General features: G+C 68.6%; 23 protein-coding genes. 9 read left to right on the top strand and 14 right to left on the bottom strand.

The genetic code is table 11. The features are described from left to right. The first annotated feature begins 15 nt into the window (after positions 1 to 15). The 4 genes from AL346_RS04940 to AL346_RS04925 all read left to right on the top strand — a co-directional run bounded on the left by AL346_RS04940 (position 16) and on the right by AL346_RS04925 (position 6086). Entirely contained in the window at positions 16 to 1581 is a 1566-nt protein-coding gene (locus AL346_RS04940) for an extracellular solute-binding protein (protein WP_050996458.1), read from the top strand. A gap of 63 nt (positions 1582 to 1644) precedes the next feature. Next, complete coding sequence (locus AL346_RS04935; RefSeq protein ID WP_019400760.1) at positions 1645 to 3975, top strand: DUF4962 domain-containing protein; 2331 nt, start codon at positions 1645 to 1647, stop codon at positions 3973 to 3975. 39 nt (positions 3976 to 4014) lie between these two features. After that, entirely contained in the window at positions 4015 to 4767 is a 753-nt protein-coding gene (locus AL346_RS04930; protein ID WP_019400761.1) for an SDR family NAD(P)-dependent oxidoreductase, read from the top strand. A gap of 14 nt (positions 4768 to 4781) precedes the next feature. Continuing rightward, positions 4782 to 6086 carry an SGNH/GDSL hydrolase family protein gene (locus AL346_RS04925; RefSeq protein ID WP_019400762.1) on the top strand — a complete coding sequence of 435 codons (1305 nt, stop codon included), beginning with the start codon at positions 4782 to 4784 and terminating at the stop codon, positions 6084 to 6086. A 22-nt stretch (positions 6087 to 6108) separates the two neighbouring features. Here the strand turns inward: AL346_RS04925 and AL346_RS04920 are convergent, their stop codons facing one another. From AL346_RS04920 to AL346_RS04850, 14 genes are all read right to left on the bottom strand, one after another. Beyond that, positions 6109 to 6837, bottom strand: coding sequence for an amino acid ABC transporter ATP-binding protein (locus tag AL346_RS04920; protein WP_019400763.1), 729 nt, complete (start codon positions 6835 to 6837; stop codon positions 6109 to 6111). 14 nt (positions 6838 to 6851) lie between these two features. Continuing rightward, entirely contained in the window at positions 6852 to 9740 is a 2889-nt protein-coding gene (locus AL346_RS25885) for an FAD-dependent oxidoreductase (RefSeq protein ID WP_019400764.1), read from the bottom strand. A 39-nt stretch (positions 9741 to 9779) separates the two neighbouring features. Beyond that, a complete protein-coding gene (locus tag AL346_RS04910) occupies positions 9780 to 10670 on the bottom strand; it encodes a dihydrodipicolinate synthase family protein (protein ID WP_019400765.1) in 891 nt (296 codons plus the stop codon). A 62-nt stretch (positions 10671 to 10732) separates the two neighbouring features. Continuing rightward, positions 10733 to 11428 carry an amino acid ABC transporter permease gene (locus AL346_RS04905; RefSeq protein ID WP_019400766.1) on the bottom strand — a complete coding sequence of 232 codons (696 nt, stop codon included), beginning with the start codon at positions 11426 to 11428 and terminating at the stop codon, positions 10733 to 10735. Positions 11429 to 11507: 79 nt separating this feature from the next. Continuing rightward, positions 11508 to 12344, bottom strand: coding sequence for an ABC transporter substrate-binding protein (locus AL346_RS04900; protein WP_019400767.1), 837 nt, complete (start codon positions 12342 to 12344; stop codon positions 11508 to 11510). 182 nt (positions 12345 to 12526) lie between these two features. Then, entirely contained in the window at positions 12527 to 13177 is a 651-nt protein-coding gene (locus AL346_RS04895) for a GntR family transcriptional regulator (RefSeq protein ID WP_019400768.1), read from the bottom strand. Positions 13178 to 13288: 111 nt separating this feature from the next. After that, positions 13289 to 13945: a GntR family transcriptional regulator gene (locus tag AL346_RS04890; RefSeq protein ID WP_019400769.1), complete on the bottom strand. Its 657-nt coding sequence runs from the start codon at positions 13943 to 13945 to the stop codon at positions 13289 to 13291. Between the two features lie 89 nt (positions 13946 to 14034). Next, on the bottom strand, positions 14035 to 15447 hold the full coding sequence (hydA, locus tag AL346_RS04885; protein ID WP_019400770.1) for a dihydropyrimidinase: 1413 nt from the start codon (positions 15445 to 15447) through the stop codon (positions 14035 to 14037). Positions 15448 to 15589: 142 nt separating this feature from the next. After that, positions 15590 to 16360, bottom strand: coding sequence for an adenylyl-sulfate kinase (locus tag AL346_RS24505; RefSeq protein WP_040403587.1), 771 nt, complete (start codon positions 16358 to 16360; stop codon positions 15590 to 15592). Positions 16361 to 16393: 33 nt separating this feature from the next. After that, complete coding sequence (locus AL346_RS04870; protein WP_082312419.1) at positions 16394 to 17521, bottom strand: sulfotransferase; 1128 nt, start codon at positions 17519 to 17521, stop codon at positions 16394 to 16396. A gap of 16 nt (positions 17522 to 17537) precedes the next feature. Continuing rightward, entirely contained in the window at positions 17538 to 18257 is a 720-nt protein-coding gene (locus AL346_RS04865; protein ID WP_019400774.1) for a hypothetical protein, read from the bottom strand. A gap of 17 nt (positions 18258 to 18274) precedes the next feature. After that, positions 18275 to 18565 (bottom strand): hypothetical protein, encoded by a 291-nt coding sequence (locus AL346_RS04860; protein WP_019400775.1) that lies wholly within the window; start codon positions 18563 to 18565, stop codon positions 18275 to 18277. After that, positions 18562 to 19962 carry an arylsulfotransferase family protein gene (locus AL346_RS04855; RefSeq protein WP_019400776.1) on the bottom strand — a complete coding sequence of 467 codons (1401 nt, stop codon included), beginning with the start codon at positions 19960 to 19962 and terminating at the stop codon, positions 18562 to 18564. The genes AL346_RS04860 and AL346_RS04855 overlap by 4 nt, the downstream gene beginning before the upstream one ends. 202 nt (positions 19963 to 20164) lie before the next feature. Further along, on the bottom strand, positions 20165 to 20899 hold the full coding sequence (locus AL346_RS04850) for an aspartate/glutamate racemase family protein (RefSeq protein ID WP_245258841.1): 735 nt from the start codon (positions 20897 to 20899) through the stop codon (positions 20165 to 20167). A gap of 337 nt (positions 20900 to 21236) precedes the next feature. Here AL346_RS04850 and AL346_RS04845 point away from each other — a divergent pair, with 337 nt between their 5' ends. From AL346_RS04845 to AL346_RS04825, 5 genes are all read left to right on the top strand, one after another. Further along, positions 21237 to 22280 carry a TRAP transporter substrate-binding protein gene (locus AL346_RS04845; protein WP_053193328.1) on the top strand — a complete coding sequence of 348 codons (1044 nt, stop codon included), beginning with the start codon at positions 21237 to 21239 and terminating at the stop codon, positions 22278 to 22280. Between the two features lie 65 nt (positions 22281 to 22345). Further along, complete coding sequence (locus AL346_RS04840) at positions 22346 to 22936, top strand: TRAP transporter small permease subunit (RefSeq protein ID WP_019400779.1); 591 nt, start codon at positions 22346 to 22348, stop codon at positions 22934 to 22936. Beyond that, entirely contained in the window at positions 22933 to 24237 is a 1305-nt protein-coding gene (locus AL346_RS04835) for a TRAP transporter large permease (RefSeq protein ID WP_019400780.1), read from the top strand. Before AL346_RS04840 ends, AL346_RS04835 begins: the two co-directional genes overlap by 4 nt. Next, entirely contained in the window at positions 24234 to 24953 is a 720-nt protein-coding gene (locus tag AL346_RS04830; protein ID WP_019400781.1) for a GntR family transcriptional regulator, read from the top strand. The genes AL346_RS04835 and AL346_RS04830 overlap by 4 nt, the downstream gene beginning before the upstream one ends. A gap of 279 nt (positions 24954 to 25232) precedes the next feature. Then, complete coding sequence (locus tag AL346_RS04825; protein WP_019400782.1) at positions 25233 to 26570, top strand: NtaA/DmoA family FMN-dependent monooxygenase; 1338 nt, start codon at positions 25233 to 25235, stop codon at positions 26568 to 26570. The last annotated feature ends 48 nt before the right edge of the window (positions 26571 to 26618 follow it).

Genomic DNA, 26618 nt, shown 5'->3' with positions numbered 1-26618 from the left:
CCCCGGGAGGAAAGCATGAGGAACGGGTTGCCGCGGGCGTCCATTCTTGCTCTTTGCGCGGCGCTTGCGCTGCCGGGAGCCGGGCAGGCGCAACAGGCCGCGAAGATCACCGACAAGCCGCTCGAATTGACGATCCACTTCCACTTTCGCGACAAATACGTCTATCGCGAAGACTGGCCCGTGGAGAAGAAGGCGGCCGAGCTCACGGGCATCAAGGTCAAGAACGTCGCTTCGCTCGCCACGACGTCGAGCCGCGATGCCTTCAACCTCCTCATGGCGTCCGGCGACCTGCCCGACATCGTCGGCGGGGATGCCGTCGGCGGTCTCAAGGACGACTTCATCCGCTTCGGCCTCGAAGGCGCCTTCGTACCGCTCGACGAGCTCATCGCCGCCCATGCGCCGAACATCAAGGCGTTCTTCGATGCCCATCCGCAGATCCGGCAGGCCATCTCGGGCCCGGACGGGAAGCTCTATTTCATCCCCTACGTGCCGGACGGGAAATTCGCGCGCGGCTGGTTCATCCGTCAGGACTGGCTCGACAAGCTCGGCCTTGAGCCGCCGCAGAATGTCGACGAGCTCTACACGGTGCTGAAGGCCTTCCGCGAGAAGGACCCGAACGGCAACGGCAAGAAGGACGAGGTGCCGTATTTCGCGCGCGAGCCTGTCGATGCCATCCGCCTCATCAACATGTGGGATGCGCGGGTCTCGGGCTCGGACCGCTACGGCGACTTCGCCGTCTACGACGGGCAGATCCGCCATCCCTGGGCCGAGGAGACCTACCGCTCCGGCATCGCCAACCTCGCCAGATGGTACAAGGAAGGCCTCATCGACCACGAGATCTTCACGCGCGGGCCACGGGCGCGCGAATACCTGCTCGGCAACGACCTCGGCGGCATGACGCACGACTGGTTCGCCTCGACGGCGAGCTATACCGACGCCCTCAAGGGCAAGATCGAAGGCTTCCTGTTCAAGCCCATCGTGCCGCCGGCGACCGTCTCGGGCCGGCGCTTCGCGGACAATCGCCGCGCCCGCGTGCAGCCGGCCGGATGGGCGATCTCGACCACCAACGAGCACCCGGTCGAGACGATCAGGTACTTCGACTTCTGGTTCTCGCCCGAGGGGCGGCGCCTGTCGAACTTCGGGCTCGAGGGCGTGACCTACGAGATGGTCGATGGCCAGCCGACCTACAAGAAGAGCGTCCTGGAGAGCCCGACGCCGGTCAATGCGCAGCTGTGGGAGATCGGTGCGCAGGTCCCGCGCGGCTACTGGCAGACCTACGACTACGAGAAGCCGTGGACGAATGCGCTCGCCCTCGCCGGCATCGCCGAATACGAGAAGGGCGACTACCTGATCGACGACTTCCTGGGCGTGTCGCTGAACGCCGAGGAAAAGGCCCTCTACGACAAGCACTGGCCCGCGATCCTCACCTACATGACCGAGATGCAGCAGACCTGGGTCCTCGGCGCACGCGATGTCGAGAAGGACTGGGACGGCTACCAGGCGCGGCTGAAGAGCCTCGGCTACGACAAGGTCCTCGCCGTCATGCAGAACGCCTACCAGCGCCAGTATTCGCAGAAGTAACGCCGGCGGGGCGGGTGTCTGCACGGCGCCCGCCTCCCGACGCACGAAGGGTGGTCCCGTTTCATGGAACAGACGACAGTGCAGCGGCCGCGTCGCGTCTTCCTCGACGAGCCCAGGGCGGGCTCGCTGACGATCTCCTACGCTCCCGACGAAGGCGCGCCGCCGACCGAAAACCCGCCCCGCTTCTCCTGGCTGCCGGCGCTCGACGATGCGGCGCGCTATGCCCTGCGGCTGTCGCGCAGCGAGGCCTTCCCGGACGATGCGACGACGGTGCACGAGGACATCGCCTGGAACTTCTTCACGCCCGACGCCGTGCTTGCGCCTGGCCGGTATTTCTGGAGCTACGCCCTCTGGGACGCGGCGGCCGGGCGCGTCGTGTCCGACTGGAGCCGGACGCGCAGCTTCGAGATCGCCGAGGGCCTGCCGCAGACGCCGCTGCCGCGGGCTGGGGATCGCTACCGGGGCGTGGACATGAGCCATCCGCGCCTGTGGCTGCGGCCCGAGGAGGTCGCCGCCTTCCGCCAGGCGCTCGCAGCCGATCCGGACCACTGCGGCTGGTCGCGGTTCCACGCCAGCTCGGTCGCTCCCTGGATGATGCGCGAGATCATCGCCGAGCCCTCGCCCTATCCCGACAACGTCAGGGTCGCGGGGCTGTGGCGGCAGATGTACATCGACTGCCAGGAGGTGATCTACGCCATCCGCCATCTCGCCATCGCCGGGCGCGTGACCGGCGACGAGGCGCTGACCGCCCGGGCGCGCGAATGGCTTCTTGCGATCGCCTCGTGGGATCCGGCCGGCACCACCTCGCGCGCCTACAACGACGAGGCGGCCTTCCGCGTCGTCACCGCGCTCGCATGGGGCTACGACTGGCTGCATGACGGCCTCAGCGAGGACGAGCGCGCCGAGGTCCGGGCGGTGCTGCTCCAGCGCACGCGCGAGATCGCCGATCACGTCATGCGCCATGCGCGCATCACCGTGTTCCCCTACGACAGCCACGCCGTGCGTGCGCTGTCGGCAGCGCTCGCGGCAGCGTGCATCGCACTCCTCGACGAGGAGCCGGAGGCGCAGGTCTGGCTCGACTACACGGTCGATTTCCTCTTCACGCTCTATTCGCCGTGGGGCGGCGCCGACGGCGGCTGGGCCGAGGGGCCGCATTACTGGACGACGGGCCTTGCCTATCTCATCGACGCCGCCAACCTCATCCGCAAGTTCCTGGGGCTCGACCTCTACCGCCGCCCGTTCTTCCAGAGGACGGGGGACTTTCCGCTCTACACCAAGGCGCCTGACACGCGCCGTGCCTGCTTCGGCGACGATTCGACCCTCGGCGACCTGCCGAGCCTCAAGGTCGGCTACAACATGCGCCAGTTCGCCGGGGTCACCGGCAACGGCCATTACCAGTGGTATTTCGAGACCGTCCGGCGCAACGCCGCCGGGACGGAGATGGAGTTCTACAATTACGGCTGGTGGGATCTCGCCTTCGACGATCTCGTCTATGCGCATGACTATCCGGCCGTCGCGGCGCGGGCGCCGGATGATCTGCCGCCCGTCAAGTGGTTCCGGGATGTCGGCTGGGTCGCCATCCAGCAGCACCTCCACGATCCCGACCGGCACATCCAGTTCCTGGTCAAGAGCAGCGACTACGGCTCGCTCAGCCACAGCCACGGCGACCAGAACGCCTTCCTGCTCTTCGCCTATGGCGAGGATCTCGCCATCCAGAGCGGCTACTACGTCGCCTTCAACTCGGCCATGCACCGCGAATGGCGCCGGCAGACCCGCTCGAAGAACGCCATCCTCATCGATGGAAAGGGCCAGTACGCCGACCGGGACAAGGCGCTTGCCCGCCAGGCGCGGGGGCGCATCGTCGAGGTGCGCGAGGCGAGCGACCACGTCTTCATCCGCGCGGATGCGACCGCGGCCTATGCCGTCGCCAATCCCGCCGTCAGCGCCGCGATCCGGGATGTCTATTTCGTCCATGGCGAATATGTCGTGCTGGTCGATCGCGTCGAATGCACGGACGCCCTGCCGATCACCTTCCTCTATCATGCCGCCGGGCCGCTGGAGGTCGGGCACAACACCTTCCGCTACACGGGGGCGAAGGCAGGTCTTTACGGCCAGTTCGTACTCGCGACGGCCGGGCCGCCGAAGCTGACGGAAGTCGTCGGCTTCCCCGGCATCGATCCGGCGGAATACGAGGGACTGCCGCTCCACCACCACCTGCGCGCCGACGTGCCGGCGGCGAGGAAGCACACGCTCGTCACGCTCCTCGTGCCCTATCCGCGTGGCGACGCGCGCAGGATCTTCTCCTTCATCGACGACCAGGGCTTCACGTCCGACGTCTATTTCACCGACGTCGACGACCGCCGCTTCCGCATCGTCCTGCCGAAGGACTTCTGAGCCCGGGACGGCTCTTCCACGCAATCAAGGACCAGAGACATGCGTCGCTTCGACAACAAGGTAGCCCTCGTCACCGGCGGCGGGCGCGACATCGGCCGCGCCTGCGCCCTGCGGCTGGCCGGGGAGGGCGCCGCCGTGGCCGTCACCTACAATGCCGCCCGCGGCGGCGCGGACGAGACGGTTGCGCTCATCGAGCGGGCGGGCGGCAGGGCCGTCGCCATCCGGGCTGATCTCACGCGCGAGGACGAGGTGGCCTCTGCGGTCGCAGCGACGGCCGCTGCCTTCGGCGACCGCATCGACGCGTTCGTTCACGTCACGGGGGGGCTCGTGGCGCGCAGGACGCTCGGCGAGATGGATCTCGGCTTCTGGCGCGCGGTGCTCGACGTCAATCTCACCTCGCTCTTCCTGACCGCGAAGGCCGTGGTGCCGCGCATGGCCGGCGGCGGCGCCATCGTCGCCCTCGCGTCGCAGGCCGGCCGTGACGGAGGCGGCCCGGGCGCGCTGGCCTATGCGACGTCCAAGGGCGCGGTCATGACCTTCACACGCGGGCTCGCCAAGGAACTCGGGCCGCAGATCCGGGTCAATGCCGTCTGTCCGGGCATGATCGCGACCACCTTCCACGACACGTTCACGAAGCCCGAGGTGCGCGAGCGGGTGGCCGGCGCGACGCCGCTGAAGCGGGAAGGGCAGTCGGACGAGGTCGCCGCCGCCGTGGCCTTCCTGGCGTCCGACGATGCCGCCTTCGTCACGGGCGCCTGCGTCGATGTCAACGGCGGCACGTTCTTCTCCTGAGCGGAGCGTCCAGCATGGCCGGGCTGAAGGGCTGGCGGGCGGCGATCATCGGCACGTCGCTCGTTCAGCAGAACCACTTTGCCGACGAGCGGTTGATCGCCACCTCGTCGCGCGGCTGGGCGGCGTGGGCCGAGGTCCTGTCGACCGGCCGCCTGTCGCTGCCGGTGTTCCACGACCAGCGCCTGCGGCCGGGATGGGAGCCGAGCAACCGGCCCGGCGGGACGCGCGGCTTCGGCGGCCTCAACTTCGGCGTCTCCGGGCAGAAGGTGCGCGACATCGAGGCGCGGCTCGGGGACGTCCTCGCGGATCGCGCGGCCTTCGACTTCATCATCGTCGATGCCGGCACCAATGACATGATGGTGGAGGCGAAGGAGACCATTCAGGCCGGGCGCGAGCGGATCTGCGACCGTTTTCTCGATGCCGGCTGCGCGGTCATCCTCCTGCCGATCTTGGCGCGCGGCACCGAGAAGTGGCCAGCCGGCGGTGTGGAGCGCGCCAAGGCGCAGTGGATCAACGAGCGCAGCCGGGCCTATGCCCGGTCGCGCGGGGGCGTGTTCCTGTTCGACTGGAACGAGCCGTGGATCGACCGGGCCTCGCCGTTCGGCGTGCCGCGTGACGGCTATTCCGACGACGGGACGCATTTCGCCCCGGCCGGCGGATATGCGGTCGGCAAGGCCCTCGCCGCCTATCTCGCCGGGCTCCTGCCGCTCCAGCCCCGCCGCACCCTGTCGCGCGACGATCGGTTCGATCCGCGCGACAACCCCCTCGGCAATCTCTGCGACGATCCCTTCCTCATCCGCGCGGCGGCGGAGGGCGAGGGCCTTCTCGTCGAGACGTCGCATGCTGTCGACGTGAAGGCAGCCTTCGCTCGCCGGCCGGACGGCCTGGGCTTCTGGCAGAAGCTGGACATCATAGGCGCCGGCGGGGATCCGGGCTCGGTCCGGCTGACGGTGCCGGTGGACGTTCCGGCCGCCGCTCTGCCCGCGGGCGGCTGGATGCAGGCGTCGGTCGAGGTCGAGGTCGGCGCCTCGCCGGCCTGGCGGGGCGTGACGCTGCGCCTCGCCGAGGATGCGCCGGACGGGCTCGTGAGCGCGGGCATGGATCCGTTCCGCGACGGCGCGGGCAAGCTCCATGCCTGGCCGGCGGAGGCGTGGTGCGGGCTGATCGCGACGCCGCCACTTCGCCCGCGGCCCGGCGGGCGGCCGAGGCTGAGCCTCGACATCCTCGTCGCGAATACCGGCGCTCGTCCCGCGACCCTCGCCGTGGGCGGCTTCGAACTGCGCGCTGTCGCCGATCCGCCTCTCGCCCCGGCGCCGTGAGGCCCGGCGAGGCGATCGTGCCTCAGTGGCCGAGCAGCTTGCTGAGGAACTGTTCGGCTCGTCCGCTGCGCTCCTTGCCGAAGAAGTCCTCGGTCGGCCGGTCGTCGACGATCTCGCCCTTGTCGATGAAGATGACGCGATCGGCCACCTTGCGGGCGAAGCCCATCTCGTGGGTGACGCACATCATGGTCATGCCCTCGCGCGCGAGGCTCGTCATGACGTCGAGCACCTCCGACACCATCTCCGGGTCGAGCGCCGAGGTCGGCTCGTCGAAGAGCATCGCGACCGGGTCCATGGCGAGCGCGCGGGCGATGGCGACGCGCTGCTGCTGCCCGCCGGAGAGCTGCAGCGGATATTTCTGTGCCTGCGCGGAGAGGTCCACCCGCGCCAGAAGCTGGCGGGCCTTCTCCGCCGCCTCGCTGCGGCTGCGGCCGAGCACCTTCTCCTGCGCGATCGTGAGATTGTCCATGATCGACAGGTGCGGGAAGAGCTCGAAGTTCTGGAAGACCATGCCGACGCGCGAGCGCAGCTTCGGCAGGTCGGTGTCGGGCGCGCCGACCGACGTGCCGGCGACGGTGATCGTCCCTTCCTGAAAATCCTCGAGCCCGTTGACGCATTTGATCAGCGTCGATTTACCCGAGCCCGAAGGGCCGCAGACCACGACCACGGCGCCCTTCTCGACCGTCGTCGTGCAGTTCTTCAGCACCTGGAAGTCGCCGTACCATTTGCTGACGCTGTCGATGGTGATCATGGCGGGGCTCCTCGTCAGGTGCCGAAGCGGGTGATGGAGAAGGCGGCGACGTCCTGGTCCGTGCGGCCGCGCGTGATGAGATCGGCAGTAATGCGGCCGACCATGGGGCCGAGCGTGTAGCCGTTCGAGGTGACGGCGTTGAAGAAGCCGGGTCGCGCGGGATGCTCGCCGAGGATCGGTGCGCCGTCGATGTTGATGTTCATGGCCGCCCAACTGCGGATCACGTTGAGCCGGCGCAGCGCGGGCACGACGTGCTGTGCCACCCAGAGATTGCCCTCAAGGCTGGCGCGCAGCGGCCGCGGGCGCCGGTGGACCGGATCGAGCCCCGCCGTCCAGCCGCCGCCGATGATGACATTGCCGTTCGCCGCTTGTTTCAGCGTGAGATGCCGGTCGGCATGGGCGACGAGATGCGACAGGAGCGGCGCCACCGCCTCGGTCACGATCATCTGCAGCGGAGCGCCGAAGACGGGCACGGCGATGCCGGCCATGCGGCCGATCTCGCCCGCGAAGGCGCCGGCGGCATCGACGATGCGTCCGGCGTGGATCGTTCCGCGGTTCGTCCGCACGTGATAGTCCGACCCGTCGGCTTCGATGCCCGTCACCTCGGTATCGGAAACGACCTTGGCGCCGGCGGCCAGCGCGAGGTCCAGCACCGCCTGGGTCGCGACGAGCGGATTGATCTTGCCCTCCTGCGGGCAATAGGCGGCGCCGATGAAGCGCTCGTCGAGGGCCGGCTCGAGCCGGCGCAGGGTCGCCGCGTCGATGACGTCGCAGTCGACGCCCTGCGCGCGCTCGATGCGCGTCTTGCCCACGAGGAAGGCGAGCTGCTCCTCCGTCTCCGCCACCATGAGCCCGCCGGTGATCTTCACCTCGATGTCGCGGGTGCTCTCGCGCGCCAGCTCCTGCCACAGTGCGATCGACTGTAATTGCAGCGGCAGCGTGCGGGCGGCGGGCGAGCCGCCGCCTTCGGCCCTGGCGCCGTGGTCGAAGGACAGGAGCTGCGCATGCAGGCTGCCGGCATTGCCGCCTGAGGCCTGGCCGTTGGGGCGCCCGCGGTCGAGCACCACGACCTCCCGGCCGGCACGCGCGAGGAACAGCGCCGTCGAGAGCCCGGCGATGCCGGCGCCGACGATGACCGTATCGGCCGCGGTGAGATCGAGCGGCGGCAGGCCGGCCCTCGGCTGCGAGGGAGGCAGCAACGCCCGTTTGTGTCCGCCCCATTCCGGCTTCTCGACCGCCAAGGCGGCGAGGGGCACCGGTCGCAGCGGCATCTGCGGCGCGAGGAAGCCGGCCTCTTCCTTCGGCGGTGCAAGGAGCGTGGCGAGACGCGGGGTGCAGTAGCGGCCCTGGCAGCGGCCCATGCCCGCGCGGGTGAGGCGCTTCAGGGTCGCCAGATCGCCGGCACTGGCCTCGGCGGCGGTCTCTTGCAGCGCCGCGCGCGTCACGGCTTCGCAGCGGCAGAGGATCGTATTGTTGTCCGCGTCGGCGAGGCCCGGCTCCTCTGCGGCGAAGAGCCGCCATAAGGCCTTCTGGAAGCGGCGATGGCGTCCGAGCCTTCGCCGTGCGGCTTGGTCGTCGCCGGTGCCGCGGCCGAGGCGGCGCAGGCTCTCGGCCCCGGTGAGACGCCCCTGCGCCATGGCGATATGGGCGCCGCCGAAGGTGCCGGCCTCGCCGACGACGAAGATATCGGCAAGGGAGGTCGCCCCGGTATCGTCGCGCATGACTTCCAGATGCGGAAAGCCGTCAGCGCTCACCGTGTGGGCACAGCCGAGCAGCCGCGGCAGCTCGTTGGCGGGCGCGAAACGCTCGCCGATGCAGACGGCATCGACTGCGAACGGCCGCTCCTCACCCTTCGCCCCGACGAGCACGGCCCGCCTCGCCCGTCCTTCTCCTTCGACGCGGGCGAGGCGAGCGCGCCAGAGCACCGGCACGCCGTGCCGCTTCAAGGTCGCGAGCTGGCGGAGGCCCGCCACGGCGAGCGACGGCTCCGCCCGCATCAGCGCCATCGCCTCGCCGGGTCGCGTCCAGGGGGCGGGGGCCGCCTCGGCGACGGCGACGACATGGGCGCCGCCGCGCGCGAGCTCCGCCGCCACCTGCAGATTGAGCGGGCCGTTGCCGGCGACGAGGATGCGCTCGCCCGGCGCGACGCCGTAGCTGCGCACCAGCGTCTGCGCGGCGCCTGTCGTCATGACGCCGGGCAGGGTCCAGCCGGGGAAGGGGCGCGGCTGCTCGAAGGCACCGGTGGCAATGACGAGGATGCGCGGCCTGACGTAGCCGGCCCTGCCTTCGCGCAGATAGCCGATAACGAGCCGCTCGTCCTCGCGAAAAGCGCCCCACAGCAGCGTGTCACCGCGCAGCTCCGCCCCGACCTCGCTCGCTGCGGTGATCAGGGCGGCGCCTGCGCGGGCCTGCGCATCGGGACCCTCGGGCGGGGCGCTGCCGGACGAGGCCGGCTGCTTGAAATATTGGCCGCCCGGCATCGGCCGCTCGTCGAGCACCAGGACGGAGGCTCCGCCGCGGGCCGCGACCTCGGCCGCCGACAGGCCGCCGGGGCCGGCGCCCACGACGAGGACATCGACCTCTTCCTCGGGCAGCGGTGCCTCCGGAACGGCGGCCAGATCGCCGCCGGCGCCGATGTCGGGGATGGCCGCCTGGGAAGCGACGACCATCCCGTCCGCCGCCTTCATCAGGCAGGCGCGCTGGCTCGTCCGGCCATCCACTGTGACGAGGCAGTCGTGGCAGACGCCCATGCCGCAGAAGGGCCCGCGCGGCGCGCCGTCCTTGCCGCGGCAGGTGGTGTTGAGGCCATTCGCGAAGAGGGCGGCGGCGATCGTCTCGCTGGCACGAGCTGGCAGCTCACGTCCGTCGAAGCGGATGGTGATCGCTTCCTCAGTGCTTCCCATGGGCCTCAGGCGCACCGTCGCGTCCCCGTGTCGGCCGCCTCACGCGGCAAATTGCAGGCCGAACGCCTCGACCAGCCGGCGCATCTCGGCATCGACGGCGGCGGGCAGGGGCAGGCGTGGCGGGCGCGGCGCGCCGGCAGCAAAGCCCATGTGTGTGAGCAGCGATTTCGTGCCGGCGACATAACGCTGGCCGCCTACGGCCTCGATGACGGGCAACCACTTGAGGTAGAGCGCGCGCGCTTCCGGGATGCTCCCCTCGTCGGCGACGAGGGAGAAGAGGCGGGCGAGCGGGCCCGGGGCCACGTTCGAGGCGACGGCCACCCAGCCCTCGGCGCCCTCGACGAAGGATTCGAAGCCGAGAATGCCGCCGAAGACGGTCATGCGTTCGCCGCACAGGCGGATGATGTCGCGCACGCGCGTCACCTCCAGCGTCGATTCCTTGATGTAGTCGCAGCCGTCGATGGCCGCGAGCCGCGCCACCAGCTCCGGCCTCAGGTCGACATTGGCCGTTGCCGGGTTGTTGTAGACCATGATCGGGATGCCGATGGCCCCGGCGACGGTCTTGTAATGGTGATAGAGCTCGTCGTCGGTCGGCGTCGAATAGAACGGCGGGATGATCATGACGCCGTCGGCGCCGAGGGCCTCGGCCTCGCGGCTGAGGCGCACGACCTCGCGCGTGTCTTCCGCGCCCGTGCCGACGAGGACGGGCACCCGCCCCGCCACGGTGCGGATCACCGTCTCGGTGATCGCCGTGCGTTCGTCCGGCGACAGGGACAGGAACTCGCCCGTCGAGCCCAGGGGGATGAGCCCGTGGATGCCCTCGCGGACCTGCCAGTCGGTGAAGGCGGCGAGCGCATCGAGGTCCACGTTGCCGGCCTCGTCATAGGGCGTGATCATCACCGTATAAGTGCCGCGAAAGGTCTTTGTCATGTCTTTGCCCGCGGTTTCGGCCGCGCCTTGCCCTTGGTTGCCGTTGTCGTTGGTTCCTGCCGTCAGCGCTGTTCGGTGGCGCTGCCGAGTTGCTGGTAGGCGCGGCCGAAGCGGCGCTCGATGCGGCGCTGCACGATGTCCCACAGCGTCGTCATGACGAGGTAGTAGATGGCGGCCACCGCGAAGAGCTCCAGCACCATGAAGCGCTCCTGGATCAGCACCTGCGTGCGGCGCAGCAGCTCCTCCATGGAAATGACGGAGGTGACGGAGGTCGTCTTCAGGAGCCCGTTCACGGAGTTGCCGAGGGGCGGGATGATGATCCGCAGCGCCTGCGGCATGACGATGTAGCGCATGATCTGCGCCTCGCGCATGCCGAGCGCCCGCGCCGCCCGCACCTGGCCCTGCGGCACGGCCGTGATGCCGGCGCGCACGATCTCGGCGAGATAGGCGGCCTCGTTGAGGGTGAGGCCGATCAGCGCCGATTCCACAACGCTGAGCTTGATGCCGAGCTGCGGCAGGCCCGTGTAGATGACGATGAGCTGCACGAGCAGCGGCGTGCCGCGGAACAGCCAGATGTAGGCGGCAGCCGGCGCCGACAGCAGCCGGCTCGGCGCCATCTTCATCAGGGCCAGCACGAAGCCGAGGACGAGACCGCCGACGATGGCAACCGCCGTGAGCCAGAGCGTCGTGAAGGCGCCGCCGAGGATGAAGGGGTTGGTCAGATAGTCGAAGAAGCCCGACCAGTTCCAGATCTGCATCACGTGCTCCAGCCTTCGCGCTCCCGTGCGGGTATCGGCGGACCGTGGCGCGGTCCGCCGCGCATTAGAGCCGGACCGCCTACATGCCGGGGCCGGCGAGGGCGAGCTCCCCGTCCGTTGGCACGACGCCATAGGCGTCGAAGAGCTTCTGGTAGGCGCCGTCGGCCTTCATCTCGTTGAGCACCTTGAGCGCCGCCTCGGCGAGGTCCTTCTTGGCGAAGGCGAGCGCGACAGGCGTGGCGTAGAGCCCGGAGATGGCGCGGTCGAAATCGCCGCGGTCGGCATATTCCTTGGCGACGCCGTCGATTGAGACGACCGCCTCGACCTGGCCGGCGCGCAGCGCCTGATAGGCGAGGGCGAAATTGTCGAAGGTGCGGATGGTGAGGGGCGCGAGGCCCTTCCCCTTCAGCTCCTCGCTCAGCTGCTTCGTCTTGTTCTCCTCGAAGCCGCCGATCTCGACGCCGACCGTCTTGCCGGCGAGATCCTCGGGCTTCGTCACCGTCGCGCCCTTGCCGGCGGGGACGGACAGGCTGATCGCCTGCTTCTCATAGGGGATCATGTACATCAGCTTGGCGCGCTCGGGCGTGAAGAAGATGCCGGTGTTGATCATGTCCCAGCGGCCGGACTGCAGGCCCGGGATCATCGCCGAGAACTCGATGCGGATGTATTCGGGCGTGAGGCAGAGGCGCTTGGCGACCTCCTTGCCGAGCTCGACGCGCATGCCCTTGAGCTCGCCCGACTGGTCGATGAACTGCAGCGGCGGCAGCGTGGGGTTCGTCGACATGACGAGCTTGCCGGCACCGATGAGCGCCGTGTCGGGCACGGCGGGCTTGCAGTCGGCGGCGAGCGCTGCGCCGCTCGTCAGGAGGGCGAGGCCGAGGACGGCGGAAAGGCGGAACGATGCGGTTCTGAACATGGCTGTCCCCTCTGTGGGACCCCGGCCGACGCCGGGCGTTGCGGCGATGTTGGCAATGGAACCAGTGTGCCATTGAGCATTCTACTGGTATACCAATTTAATGCATGGAATGTACGATCACGCAAGCGCACCACTGCGCGATTGTTGGGCAGGCGGTGCTGATAAGACGGTCCTTCGCCCCCTCAGAGGCCGGCGAGCGTACGCTTGCGGACCTTGCGGATGTGCTCGGCCATGGCGGCCTTGACCTTGTCGGCGTCGCGGGCGGCGAGGGCCGTGACGAGCTTGCGGTGGTCGACCAGCCCGGCGCTCAGGCGCATGGGCACCGTCTGGCGCTCGAAGATCTTGGTGTAGCGGCGCATCTCGTGGATGGTGCGGGCGAGGAAGGGGTTGCCGCTGCGCTCGGCGAGCGTGCCGTGCAAGGCGTCGTCGAAGGTCCAATGCTGCTCTGCCGTCGGCTCCTGCGTGTCCTCCAGCGTGGTGAGGAGGGTGTCGAGCCGTTTGATTTCCTCATCCGTGATCCGCGGCGTTGCGAGGGCGGCCGCCTGTGGCTCGACGAGGGCGCGCAGGTCGAGGCTGTGGAGATAGTCCTGCAGGGTGATGACGCGCACGGTGAGCAGCCGCTCCGTCAGGCGCACCAGCATGCCTTCGCCTTCGAGCCGGTTGAGGGCGTCGCGCATGGGGCTGCGCGAAACGCCGAGGGCGGCTGCGAGCTTGCGTTCCTGGATCACCGAGCCGCCGGGCAGGCGGCAGCTCAGGATGTCGCCGAGCACGGCGCGATAGACGTTGTCGGCGAGCTTGCCGGTCTCATTGGTGATGCTGCGGTCGCTGGCCATGCCGTCTCGCCCGTTCCTCGGCGGCAGGGTGCCGCTCGCGCGATTATCCGGAGTGCGGCTAGCTTGTCGATAGCCGGTATGCCGATGGCGCTTCGCCGGCATGCCGGCAGGTCAGGCGACAAGGTCGAGGGCGTAGCGATAAAGGCTGCGGATGTGCGTCTGCACGGCGCGGCGTGCCGCCTTGGCATCACCGGCCTCGAGAGCGTCGAGAATGGCGATGTGTTCCGATGAATCGGGGCCGAGCCGGTCGGCGAGCTGGGCGATCTCGAAGAGGCGCGTCGTCACCCGGAGCGAGCGGATCATCTGCGCCATCACCGCATTACCGCAGGCGGCGATATAGAGCTCGTGCACGGAGGTGTCGGAGCGCCAGTGCGTCTCGATGTCGTAGACCGGGGCCGAGACCAGCGCATCGATCTCCTCGCGCGCGGCGCGGATACGGCCGCGGTCGATGCGGCCGATGGCGAGCGCCGCCGCCTCGGGCTCGAGGATCTCCCGCAGTTTCAGGCTCTGCAGATATTCGGCGAGATCGACATTGCGCACCATGAAGGAGCGGTGCGCCGCCTTGACCACGAGGCCCTCGCCTTCGAGCCGCTGCAGGGCCTCGCGCAGCGGCGTGCGCGAGATGCCGAGCGCCTCGGCGAGCTTGGCCTCGACGATGACCTCGCCGCCACGCAGGCGGCGCGTATGAATCATGTGCGAGACGATCCGGTGGGCCTGGCTCGACAGATTCTCGTGCGTCTCGTGCGCTGCTGCTTCATTGACGGCCATGGCCGCTCCGGTGCGAAAGGCGGGGCGAATCCCCGCCCGATCTTATGCGAGCGTCGCGGTCCGCTCCATGCCGGCCGGGCGCCGCCCTGTCAGGGGCCGCGACGGCCGGCGTTCGGCAGGTCGCGGGAAAGATGCGTGCCGAAGCCCTTGCGGCCGACGAGCGCCCCGTCGCGAACCACGGTCTGTCCGCGCACCATGGTCAGTTCCGGCCAGCCGGTCACCTCGATGCCTTCGTAGGGCGTGTAGTCCGCGCCGTCCTGCATGAGCGCGTGGGTGATGGTGACGCGGCGCTCCGGGTCCCAGATGGCGATATCCGCATCGGCGCCGATGGCGATAGTGCCCTTGCGCGGATAAAGGCCATAAATCTTCGCGTGGTTGGTGACCGACAAGGCAACGAACTGGTTGAGGCTGATCCGCCCCTTCACGACACCTTCCGAGAAAAGGATAGGCAGGCGGGCGGCGACGCCAGGGATGCCGTTCGGCACCCAGCGGAAGCTGGTGCGCCCCTTGGGCGCGAGCTTGCCGGCGGGATCATCGTAGCGGAAGGGACAGTGGTCGGACGAGAAGGTCGAGAAGACGCCGGTGCGCAGCCCTTCCCAGCAGGCCGCCTGGCTCGCCTCGTCGCGCGGGGGCGGAGAGCAGACGTATTTCGCCCCTTCCATGTTCAGCCCTTCGAGATCCCGCGCCGTCAGCACGAGATATTGCGGGCAGGTCTCGCCATAGATGTTGAGGCCCTTCTGCTGGGCGCGGCGGATCTCCTCCATCGCCTCGCGGTTCGAGACGTGCACGATCATGATCGGCACGTCGACGAGCTCGGCGAGCGAGATCGCTCGGTGCGTCGCCTCGCGCTCCACGGCAATCGGGCGGGAGGCGGCGTGGAAATGCGGCGCCGTCTTGCCGGCGCGCTCCAGCCGGTCGGTCAGGAAGCGGATGGCGTCGTAATTCTCGGCATGGATCATGACGAGGGCGCCGGTCTCGCGCGCCACCGACATGACTTCCAGGATCTCCCGGTCGGAGAGGGCGAGGCCCTCGTAGGTCATGAAGACCTTGAAGGAGCTGTAGCCGTCGGCGACCAGCGCCGGCAGCTCCTGGCCGAGCACCGCCTCGCTCGGATCGGAAATGATGAGGTGGAAGGAGACGTCCGTGTAGCAGTTGCCTTCGGCGAGCGCGTGGTAATTCGTCAGCGCCTCGCGCAGCGGGCGACCCTTCTCCTGCAGGCAGAAGGGCAGCACTGTCGTGTTGCCGCCGAAGGCGGCCGAGCGCGTGCCGGTCTCGAAATCGTCGGCCATGACGATACCCTCGCCGGAGGGCTGCGAGATGTGGACATGGCTGTCGATGCCGCCGGGCAGCACGAGGCGCCCGGTGGCGTCGATGATCTCGCGCGCGTCGTCGAGGCCGCGGCCGAGCGCGACGATCTTTCCCGCCTCGATGCCGACATCGCAGGTGAAGGTGTCGGACGCCGTCGCCACGGTGCCGTTGCGGATCACGGTATCGAAGGTCATGGAATCGCTCTGCCGCCGTTGCTCGTTTCAACCCGATGCAGCGCGATGATAGACCAAGTGTATGCAATCGGGATGCACAAATCGGCGTCAGTGATCGTCCGCGTGTCCGCGTGGAGGCCCATTCCCGCGGCCTCGGGGGCCCCTAGACGCGCAAGCGGGCGCGCATGTCTGTCGCCGAGATCACCTCGAGGTCCGCCTCCAGCTCGATGCGCTCGATGGAATAGCCCACGTCACGGCCGTAGAACACGCGTGTAATGTTGGGTAGCGGCACGACTGCGAAACGGCCCTGGTAGGCGCGCAACGCCGTCTCGATCCGCAGCTTCACATCCTCGAAGGAGAACGGGTTCTTGGGATCGGTGCCGTGGGTGTCGCGGATGGCGATGCAGGCCTGGCCGACGCGGCGCAACCCTTCCTCGATCAGGGCTTTGTGGCCGTCGTGGAAGGGCTGGTAGCGGCCGATGAAGAGGGCTGTCGGGGCCTTGGGATCGAAATGCGGACGTAGCTGGCGCACGGCCTTCTCCGCCCAGTAATCCGGCTCGCCGGTGGCGGTGACGTGCAGGTCGACCCGCGCCGGCGGCACGAACAGGCGGTTGGTGTCCTCGAAGCGGCCGCTCTTGATGCGGTCGACGAAGATGATGAAGGCGTCGCGGCCGAAGGCCTCGCGCGTCTCTTCCGTGGGGCAGACGAAATCGGCGATGGCGAAGGCGCCGGTCTTGGTCACCTGGTCGCACAGCCAACCCATGCGGCGGGCCTGCTCGATGCGGTCCTCCACCGAGAAGCCGAGATCCTTGTTGACGTTGGTGCGGATGTCATCGGCATTGAAATGCACGGCGTTCAAGCGTTTGGTCAGCGCCTGGGCGAGCGTCGTCTTGCCGGCGCCGGGCAATCCCATGATCAAGATCTTTTGCGGCATGATCTCCCCGCGGTTCGAGGTTGCACGAAACTCTCAGCCATAGCCGAAGCGGCCGGCCACAGCGGCGGTGCGGCGCGCGATGGTCGCCCGCTCCTCTTCCGTGAAGGCCGGCTGGTAATAGTCGGGTGCGCTGATGCGGGCGGCCGCGGCCTCAGGCAGGCTGCCCGGCGGGAGCGCGCAATGATCGAGCACGCGCGCCATCACCTCGGCCGGCGCGGAGCAGAAGTCCTCGTAGCGGACAACGAGGGTGGCGGCGGCGAGATCCGGATCGGCGGCGAGGCGGTCGGCCAAATGGCCATAGACGAGCGCCCAGTGCGCCGCCCAGCCTTCGACCTCCTCGCCCTCCGCCCACAGCCGCGTCACTTCCGCCGCCCCGTCGCCGACATTGATCGGCCGGCGGCCGAGGCCGAATTCGAAATGGCCGCTGCGCCGCATGTGGCGTAGCACCCGCTCGTCCTCGCGCTCGGCCGCGGCGAACAGGCGATGCTGTTTCATCAGCGAGGCGATGTGCCATTGCGGATCGCGGATCGGCACCACGAAGCGCGCATCGGGGAATAGCTTGTGGAGGTAGGGCAGGCGCGTGACGTTGTAATTGCCCTTGGCGAGATAGCGTGAGCCGCCGCGCAGCGCGAGGAGCTTGCGGATATGGTCGCGATAGAAGGCCTCGAAGGCGGGGTGGCTCGTGTCGTGGCCGAGGGCGGCATCGCGGCCGGGATCGTGGATGTCCGGGAAAAAGGCCATCCAGATGACCTCCTCGAAGGCCTCCGGGCTTTCCGACGTCACGGTGATGCGATCGCGGTGCGCCCGCTCACGCGCCACCGCCTCGCCACGTCCGGCGCGGTCCACGAACCAGTTCCAGGCCCAGGGCGTCAGCACCAGCGGGAAGTCGCGGTAGCGATGGGCCACCGTGTCCGGATGAAGCGCGAGGAGCTCGAGCAGCACCGTCGTGCCGGATCGCGCGAGGCCGGTGACATAGATCGGCCGGTCGACGGCGACGGCGTCGAGGCGGTCGGCGACGAGACGGGTCTCAAGGTCGCCGAGGCGCGTCCACAGGCGCGGGTAGCGCTCGAGGAGGCCGCCGAGCCGATCGGTCCAGGGGTCGATGTCTATGCGGGCGGACGTCTTTTGAGCGGACGTCTTGTGGGCGGCGGTCTCGTTCATGGCGTTCGGTCCGGTCTCATTCGATGCGGCGCACGGACTTGAAGACGAGCGCGAAGAGCACCAGGGCCGCGAAGAAGGTGGCTTCCCAGCCGCGCAGCCAGCTCGGCCCGACCGGCAGGAACTCCTGGCGCGGCAGGGCGATGTCGATGCGCTCCACCGGCGCCTCGTCCGGCAGGTAGCCGGCCGGGTTGCCGACGAGCATGTTCCACCAGCGGCGCTTGTGGACGACGGCGATGGGCGTCGTCAGCAGCACGTCGAGCACGGGCTCGCCGGCCGGATCGACGACCTCGGCCCGGGGCGGCGCGCCGTCCCCCCGGTCGATCCAGCGCCCCTCGAAGGCGCCGGGCACGGCGACGCTCACCGGCTCGCCCGTCGGCGGGAAGGTGCCGCCGTAGTTGCCGTCCAGCCAGATGATGAAGACGAGCACCGGCAGCGAGGCGAGCAGGGTCGCCGGCAGGACGATGAACACGCGCCGCAGGGCAAGCGCGAGCATGCGGCGGATATGCGGCCAGGCCTCCGCGAACTCGCCGTCGAAGCGGGAGACGTGATTGCGCGTGCGCTCCAGCGCGGCCTTGATCTGGCCGATACGCCGCTGCGGCGACAGGAGGCGGTAGATCTCCATGGACAGGATCGCCCCCAGCGCCGCCCACAGGACCAGCTTGGCGAGCGGCGGCACCTGATCGAGCCAGCGGTCGATCTGGGTGAGGATGGGCGATGGCAGATCGAGAAGCCCCATGACCTCGTCCCTCGCATTCAGCGCCGCTGCGACACCTCGTTGCCGAAGCCCGGACCGGTCTGGGGAGCACCGGCATGGGGCGCATCGACCGTCGGCTCGCGCGACGCGGCCGCGCGGTCGGCCCGGCGGCGGCGCAGCATGTTGCGGATCGGCCAGGCGAGGACGAAGACCAGCGCGGTGCCGATGGCCGCGACGAGGGCCCACAGCGCGCCGAGCAGGCCGAGCCCCGCGCCGGGGCCGACATAGGCGAAGGCGGCCGTCGGCAGCACGGCCATGAGGAGGGTGAGGGGGACCGTGAGCTTCCTCATAGGTCTGTCTCCTTCCGGGATGGGGCGGGCTGCGCGGGCTCGAGCAGCGCCGGATCGAGCCCGGCCGGGTCGAGCCGCATGGCCCAGCCGATGATCGGGATCTGGTTGCCGTCGGGGCCGTCGCGGACCGGGTTGATGAATTCCCATACGACCTCGCCTGCGTGCGTCACCTCCACGAGACGCCCGCCGCTCGATTCGTTGATGAGCGTGTTGCCGTTCGGCAGGCGCTGCTGGTCGGCGCGGATCTCGCTGATGAGGGGATTTTCCGGCGTGCCGGCATATTCCCAGACGACGGCCATGCTGCGCGGGTCGATCTCGATGACGCGCGAGAGCCCCTCGGGCTTGTCGTAATTGCCGTAGTTGTCGAACAGCAGGATGTTGCCGTTCGCCAGGATGTCGGGGTCGTGCTGGCCGATCCAGTAGCCGTCGGTGGCCCAGGTGACGGCCTCGGTCTCGGGATCGAGGACCATCAGCGTGTTGGTTTCCCGCAGGGACAGGAGCACCTGCCCCTCCTTGCCGAAGGGGAAGTTGGCGGCGGCGGTGCCGTCGATGTAGGTCACCGCATTGGCGTGAAGCGGATCGGCTGCCGAGAACCCGGGCATGCGATGCAGGAGGGTGCTGAAGGGCGAGCCTGCGATGGCGGGGATCAGGCGGATCTTCTTGAGCTCTTCGCCGTCCGGCGAGAGCACGACGAGGAAATCCTCCAGCCGCGGCCGGGCGAGATGGTTGAGCCCCTCGTGCACGTCGTCGACGATCTCGTGCGTCAGCGCATAGATCTTGCCGTCCGGGGCGATGTCGAGCTGGTGATGGGCGCGGCCGGAATAGCTCCAGATGACCTCGGAATTGCGGTCGAGCTTGGCGATGCCGTAGCCGTAGGGCGTGTCGCCGACACTCTCGTAGATCACGAGCAGGTCGCCGTTGGGGAAGACGCGGGCATTGCGGAAATAGACGTGGGAATCCGGCATCGGCCGCTTCACGGCGCCGGTGCCCGCCGCCCACACCAGGCTGAAGGGGCGGCGCCATTCGTGCAGCACCTCGCCCTTCATGTCGATGAGATAGGCGGCCGCCTCGTGGCCCGACGTGTAGAGCGTCACCCCCTCCTGCGCCAGGCCCTCGGCATGGACGGTGACGCCACGCTCCGGCCGGCGCTCCTGCGGCCACAGGTCGCTCGTGAAGACGTCGCGGTAGTTGACGATCTGGTCATAGAGGGCCTTGCCGCCCTGATAGGCGCGGGCGATCTGGGGGCCGGGGAAGACGTCGCCGGCCGTGACGATGGCGCCGCCGACGAAGGTGAGCAGCAGGAGCGCGGTCACCGCCGCGCCCTTGAAAATGGCATCGATACGAGAGTGCGGCGCGCCGTCCGACGAGCGCCTTTCCTGGGCGTGCGATTCGGTCATGTCTAAGATCGAAATGCTCGGGAAGCGGGGATGGTTCCGCCCGCGGTTGCGTTTCGGTCGTCGATTTGCTGCATCGCACGCAACTCTGACGGCTTCGTGGCGCGCCCGCAATGATCACCCGATCGTGTGGCGGACGAACCCTGCCGCCGGCGCACCTCGGATCGCTGACGGCACCCCGAACGCCGCTGGTCGGAAGGTTGCGTCAGATATCAGTCGTGGATTCTGGCGGAGTTGTTTCGCCTGCGAAGACGGCGCCGAAGGTCCGCAGCGGCGCGGTTGGCACATTCATGACGTCGAGGCAGCTCCACAGCGTGAAGGCGACGGAATCGAGCACCGGCACGCCGAGCCGGCGCTCGAGGTCGGGGGCGATGAGCGGTCCGCGCATGTTGGTGCAGACGATGGCAATGGCGTCCGGGCGGGCCGTGGCCACGCGCTCGCACATCGCGGCGATCTCCGCCTCGGTCACGTCGGAGAAGGAGAAGTTGTCGCGCAACCCGCTGTGCGCCTCCGCCACGATCGTGATGCCGTGGCGGGCGTAATTGGCGATGATGCGCTCCTGCACGTCGGCGGTGTAGGGCGTGACGAGGCCGAGGCGGCGCACGCCGAGCCGCTGCAGCAGCTTGTTGAGGCCGATGATGGCGCTCGTCGCCGGGATGCCCGTGCGCTCAGTGATGGCGGCGCACAGGGCGGCGTCCGTGTCGAAGCCGAGCCAGCTCGCGGATGTGCCGTTCCAGGCGATGACATCGCAGCGTGCGTCCGCGAGCAGCTCGGCCGCCTCGAGGATCGGCGGCAGCGAGAACTGGCGGTTCGCCGCTTCGTCGAGGGCGATCTCGGTGACGCGGAAACGCCCGAAATGGGCGGAAACGTCCGGATAGAGCGGCGCGAGCATCCGCGCCGTCAGCGGCTCCAGCACGGTGTTCGAGGAAGGGGTCAGCATCCCGATCAGCCTGCGGCCCGATTTTGCATTCATTTCCTGCACTCCGCGCTCGCCGCTCGATCCGCGGAAGAGGGTCCGCGGCGCTATCAGATCGCATGGGATCTGCGGCGGTGACAATAGAACGAGGTCTTCGGGTAGGTTTCCCGTCGACTGCGATCTGGGTAATGCTTGTGCACCGCTGCCCGATATTCAAGCAGTGCAGGCATCAAGATCCTGAAAATAATAAGCTTCGGTGCAGGTGCGTCTGCACAACATTTCCCGTTTGAGCGGTGGGAGGAACCTGCAACGCTTCAGGAGCGCAGTTTGAATTCAAAATCGCGCCTCGGAGGCTCCACCCATGAAGCATTTTCTTCTGTGCGCCGGCGCGCTCGCCGCCCTGACCGTCGGCTCGGCCGGCGCGAGCGCCGAAACGGCGCTGCGTGTCGCCGGCAACTTTTCGCAGAACACCAAGCAGGTGGCCATCGAGCGCGCCTTCTTCGAGGGTCTCGGGGCGGCGGCCGGCGTCCCCATCGGCATGAACTACAATCCGATGGACGTGGTCGGCGTGAAGGCGCCGGACGCGCTGCGCATGCTGCGCGGCGGCTCCTTCGATGTGATGTCGGTGCAGATCGGTATGGCCTCGCGCGATGATCCCTTCTTCGAGGGCATCGACCTGATCGGCGTCTCAACGGATATGGGCGCCCTGCGCAAGGCGGTCGACGCCTATCGCGAAGCCTTCGACGCCCGGCTGCAGGAGAAGTTCAACGCCAAGGTCCTCACGCTGTGGCCCTTCGGCCCGCAGGTGTTCTACTGCAACAGCCCGGTCAAGACGCTGGACGACCTCAAGGGCCTCAAGGTGCGCAGCTTCACGCCCTCGATGTCGGCGATGCTGGAGCATTTCGGCGCTACGCCGGTGACCTTGCAGTTCTCGGAGGTCTATCCGGCCCTGCAGCGCGGCGTCGTCGCCTGCGGCGTGACCTCGCCGACCTCCGGCAACACCGGCAACTGGCCGGAGGTGACCAGCCATTTCCTGCCCTTGTCCGTGTCGGGTTCGGTGCAGGGGCACTTCATCAATCTCGACACCTGGAAGAAGTTCTCGCCCGACGAGCAGGCCAAGCTCGCCGCCGCCTTCCGGACGCTCGAGGACCAGCTGTGGGATTTCGCCATCACGTCCAATGACGAGGCGGTGGCCTGCAACACCGGTGGGCAGAGCTGCACGAACCACAAGAAGTTCTCCATGCAGCTGGTGGAGATCGCGCCCGCCGACCAGGCGCGGATCAAGGAAGCCGCCGAGAAGGTGGTTCTGCCGATCTGGCGCGACACCTGCAATGCGGTCGACCCGAAGTGCACTGCGACCTGGAACGACACCGTCGGCAAGGCCGCAGGCCTCGCCATCCATTGACGTAAGGCCTGGACAAGCCGATCCGCCGCCGGCGGGTCGGCTGCCGATGAACGGGACGGGGAGCCATGCGGACCAATCCTGTCGAGACCTGTCTCGGGCCGCTCGCAAGGCTCATCGCCCTCGTCGCGGGCTACGGCGTGCTCGCGCTCTCGCTGCTGATCACGGCCGAGGTGCTGCTGCGGCGCTTTCTCAACCTCTCGCTGCAGGGCGGCGACGAATTCGGCGGCTACGTGCTCGCCATGTTAGCCGCCTTCGGCTTTGCCTATGCCCTGCTCGAGCGCTCGCACACCCGGGTCGAGATCGTGCTGGAACGGCTGCCCGCGGCCGCGCGCCGCTGCTTCAATCTCCTCTCGGCCCTGTCCCTCGCCGCGATGGCGGTGTTCTTCGCCTGGCGCGGATGGACGACGCTCGCCGAGAGCATCGAATACCGCTCCCTCTCCGGCACGCCGATGATGACGCCGCTCTGGCAGCCGCAGGCGGTCTGGGTCGCGGGCCTTGCGTTCTTCGCCCTCGTCGCCGTGGCGAGCGCCGTCCATGCGACCATTCTCTTCTTCTCCCGGTCGCCCAACCTTGCGCGCTGGTACGGCATCAAGACGCTGGGCGAAGAGCTGCACGAGCATGCCGCCCAGCTCGGCGAGCGGAGCGCCGGGTCATGATCGGCCTGCTGCCCGCCGCAGCGGGCTTTCTCGTCATGCTCGGCCTCATGCTCGCCGGCGTGCCGGTGGCGGTCGCGTTGTTCGCCACCGCCGCGCTCGGTGCGCTCACCTATCTCGGCATGCCCTCGCTCCTGGTGTTCGGCAATCAGGCGTGGAGCGTGCTGAACGATTTCATCCTGACGGCCATCCCGCTCTTCATCTTCCTCGGTGAGCTCCTGGTGCGCTCGGGCGTCACGGACGGCATGTACAGGTCGCTCACCGATTGGCTGCGCCGCCTGCCGGGCGGGCTCCTGCACACCAACATCGCCGCGAGCAGCCTGTTCGCGGCGGTATCGGGCTCCTCCGTCGCGACGGCGGCGACCATCGGGACGGTCGCCATCCCGACCATGGAGAGGTATCGCTACGACGACCGGCTGACGCTCGGCTCGATCGCTGCCGGCGCCACGCTCGGCATCCTGATACCGCCGTCGATCAACATGATCATCTACGGCTCGATGTCGAACACCTCGATCGGGCAGCTGTTCGCGGCCGGCCTCGTGCCGGGCATCGTGCTCGCCCTGCTGTTCATGGGCTACATCCTCGTGGTCAGCCTCGTCAGGCCGTCACTTGCCGGCGCCACGCCGCCGGCCGTGCCCTTTGCCGAGCGGCTGCGCAACCTCGTCGACATTCTGCCGCCGCTCGTGATCTTCGTGCTCGTCATGGGCTCGATCTATCTCGGCTGGGCGACACCGTCGGAATCGGCCGCCATCGGCGTCGTCGGCGCGCTCCTCGTCACCATGGCCAAGCGGCGCTTCTCCATCGCCATGCTGCACGAGGCGATGCTCTCCACCGTGAAGATCAGCGCCATGATCCTGCTCATTGTGGTGGCGGCGCAGTTCCTTAACTTCGTCATCGGCATCCTCGGCATTCCGCAGACGCTGACACGGGCGGTCGGCAGCATCGCCTCGAGCCCGCTCGAGGTCATCCTGCTGCTGGTCGTCTTCTATTTCGTCCTCGGCTGCTTCCTCGAAACGTTGTCGATGATGATCGCGACGATCCCGATCGTGATGCCCATCGTCGTGCACTTCGGCATCGATCCGGTCTGGTTCGGCATCTTCCTCGTCATCATGATGGAGGTCGCCCTCATCACGCCGCCGCTCGGCATGAACCTCTTCATCGTGCAGGGCGTGCGCGGGCGCGGCTCGATCGGCGACGTCATGCGCGGCGCCATGCCGTTCGTCGTGATCATGCTGGCCATGGTCGGGCTGCTCGTCGCCTTTCCCGCCATCGCGCTGTGGCTGCCGGGCCGCCTGTTCCCGTGACCGACGACTCCGATATCCCACGCGACGACGATACCGCGCCGGGCGGCCGGACGAGCCTGCATGCGCTGCTGACGGCGCAATTGCGGTCGCTGCTGCTCGACGGCACCCTGCCGGGCGGCAGCCGCATTCCCGAGCAGGAGCTGTGCCGACGTTTCGGCGTGTCGCGCACGCCGCTGCGCGAGGCGCTGAAGGTGCTGGCCGCGGAAGGTTTCGTGACGCTGCGGCCGAACCGCGGCGCCATCGTCGCGCCGATCGACCCGGAGGAGCTCGCCCCGATCTTCGAGGTCAAGGGCGCGCTGGAACGGCTGATCGGGCTCACGGTGCCGGAGCGCGCGACGGCGGAGGACATCGCCGCGCTCGAAGAGCTCCACCGGAGCTTGCGGGCCGCGCTGGCGGAGGGCGAGCATGCGGCCTACACCCACATCAACCACGCCTTTCACCAGAAGCTCGCGCAGGCGACGCGTAACCCGGTCCTCATCCAGAACTATGCCGTCCTGCAGCAGAAGATCTGGCGCTATCGCTTCGCCGTCAACGAGGTGCCGCATCGGCTCGATGCATCCTTTGCCGAGCATGAGCGCATCATGGTGGCGCTGCGCGCCCGCACGCGGCTCGACCTCGCGGAACGGCTCGAGGAGCACAACAGGCTGACCGGTGAGGCGATGGCGCGTGCGCTCGCGGCGCCGCCGGTGACCCGCCGCTCGCCCAAGGTGGCGTGACCGGGGTGGCGTGAACCGGCCCGCGCCGAAGGACGAGCCTGTCCCGCATGGTGAATGACAGCTGAGGATCATTTCGGCAAAGAGCTCTTCGCTGTTGCGCGATGAGCGCCCGTATTTCGATAGAATTTTACAGAAATCCGGTGTGTTAGTTCCCGCCTTTCCAACAATTAATCATCCTTCAGCTTGCGAAGCGCACGTGGTGCGGCATAGCATGCGCTCCTCGCCAGCCGGCGGGCTGACGAAGCTGACGAAATCCTGCCGTTTCCTGGAGACGCGCGCATGCGCCGTTGGATGACCCTTGCCGGCTATATTCTCGTGCCGGGCAGTCACTTTGGCGGCATGTGGCGGCACCCCTACAGCGAGACCGATTTCTGCGACCGCAGCCTCTATGAGGATGTCGCCCGTACGTTGGAGCGCGGCGGGTTCGACCTTGCCTTCGTGCCGGAATCCCTGAGCATCGCGACCGGCCCGGGCGGCGACTACCGCACCTTCGTCGCCCACGGCGCGGTCGGCTCCATCCGGCACGACCCCTCGCATCTCGTGGCGGCCATGGCCGGCGTCACGCGGCATCTCGGCTTCACCGTGACGCTGTCGACGACCTACATGGAGCCCTACCATATCGCCCGCATCTTCAGCACGCTGGAGCATTTCAGCGGCGGGCGCATGGCGTGGAACATCGTCACCTCGGCCGGGGAGAGCAACGCCCACAACTTCGGCCACTTCGCGCCGCTCGATTCACCCACCGCCTACCGCCGGGCCGACGAGACGCTCACCGTGTGCTCGCAGCTGTGGACCTCGTGGGACGAGGACGCGCTGCTGCGCGACAAGGACAGCGGCCGCTTCGCCGACCCGGACAAGGTCTCGACCATCGACCACGCGGGGGAGTTCTTCCGCTTGCGAGGGCCTCTGTCCCTTCCCGCGACGCCGGGAGGCGGGCCGGTGCTCATGGCCGCCGGCGTCTCTCCCCGCGGCCGGGATTTCGCCGCCCGCTGGGCGAACGTGATGTTCGCCATCCAGAACGAGGCCGCTGGCATGGCCGAGCTGCGCAACGACGTGCGCCGCCGCGCCGAGGCGCTCGGGCGCGATCCCGCCTCCATCCGCCTGCTGGCGGCGGTGCAGCCCGTGCTCGGCGAGACGCGCGCCATCGCCGCCGCGCGGGCCGCCTATCTCGACGAGATCATCCACCCGGAGATGGCGCGGGCTTTCCTTGCGGCCATGCTCGGCATGGACCTCGCCCGCTTTGCCGCCGACACGCCGATCGAGGAGGTGATCGCGGCAACGCCGATGCGCGCCGCCGTCGATGCCGGCGCCGCCGTGCCCTGGCTCGACCAGGTGCGTGCCGAGGATCCCGATCGCAACTGGACGCTGGGCGAGATCGCGCTGCGCCTTGCCCGCTCGTCGTCGACGCCGCGGCTCGTCGGTACGGCGCGCGACGTCGCCGATGCGCTCGAAGCCTTTTTCGCGGCGGAAGCCTGTGACGGCTTTGTCATCACGCCCACGCACTTTCCGGGCAGTTTCGACGAATTCGCGCGGGCCGTGGTGCCGGAACTGCGCCGGCGTGGGCTCGTCCGTGCCGATCCGCCGCCGCAGGGGCTGCGCGCGCGCCTCGGCCTCTGAGGCGGCCGGGCCACCGCGTCAGGAATGGATATGCCTCGAAGCCCTCGA

The sequence above is a fragment of the Chelatococcus sp. CO-6 genome, from assembly GCF_001271345.1.
In the GTDB taxonomy this organism is placed as follows: domain Bacteria; phylum Pseudomonadota; class Alphaproteobacteria; order Rhizobiales; family Beijerinckiaceae; genus Chelatococcus_A; species Chelatococcus_A caeni.
Note: the sequence above shows the minus strand (reverse complement) of the source record. Positions and strands in the feature narration are given on the sequence as shown.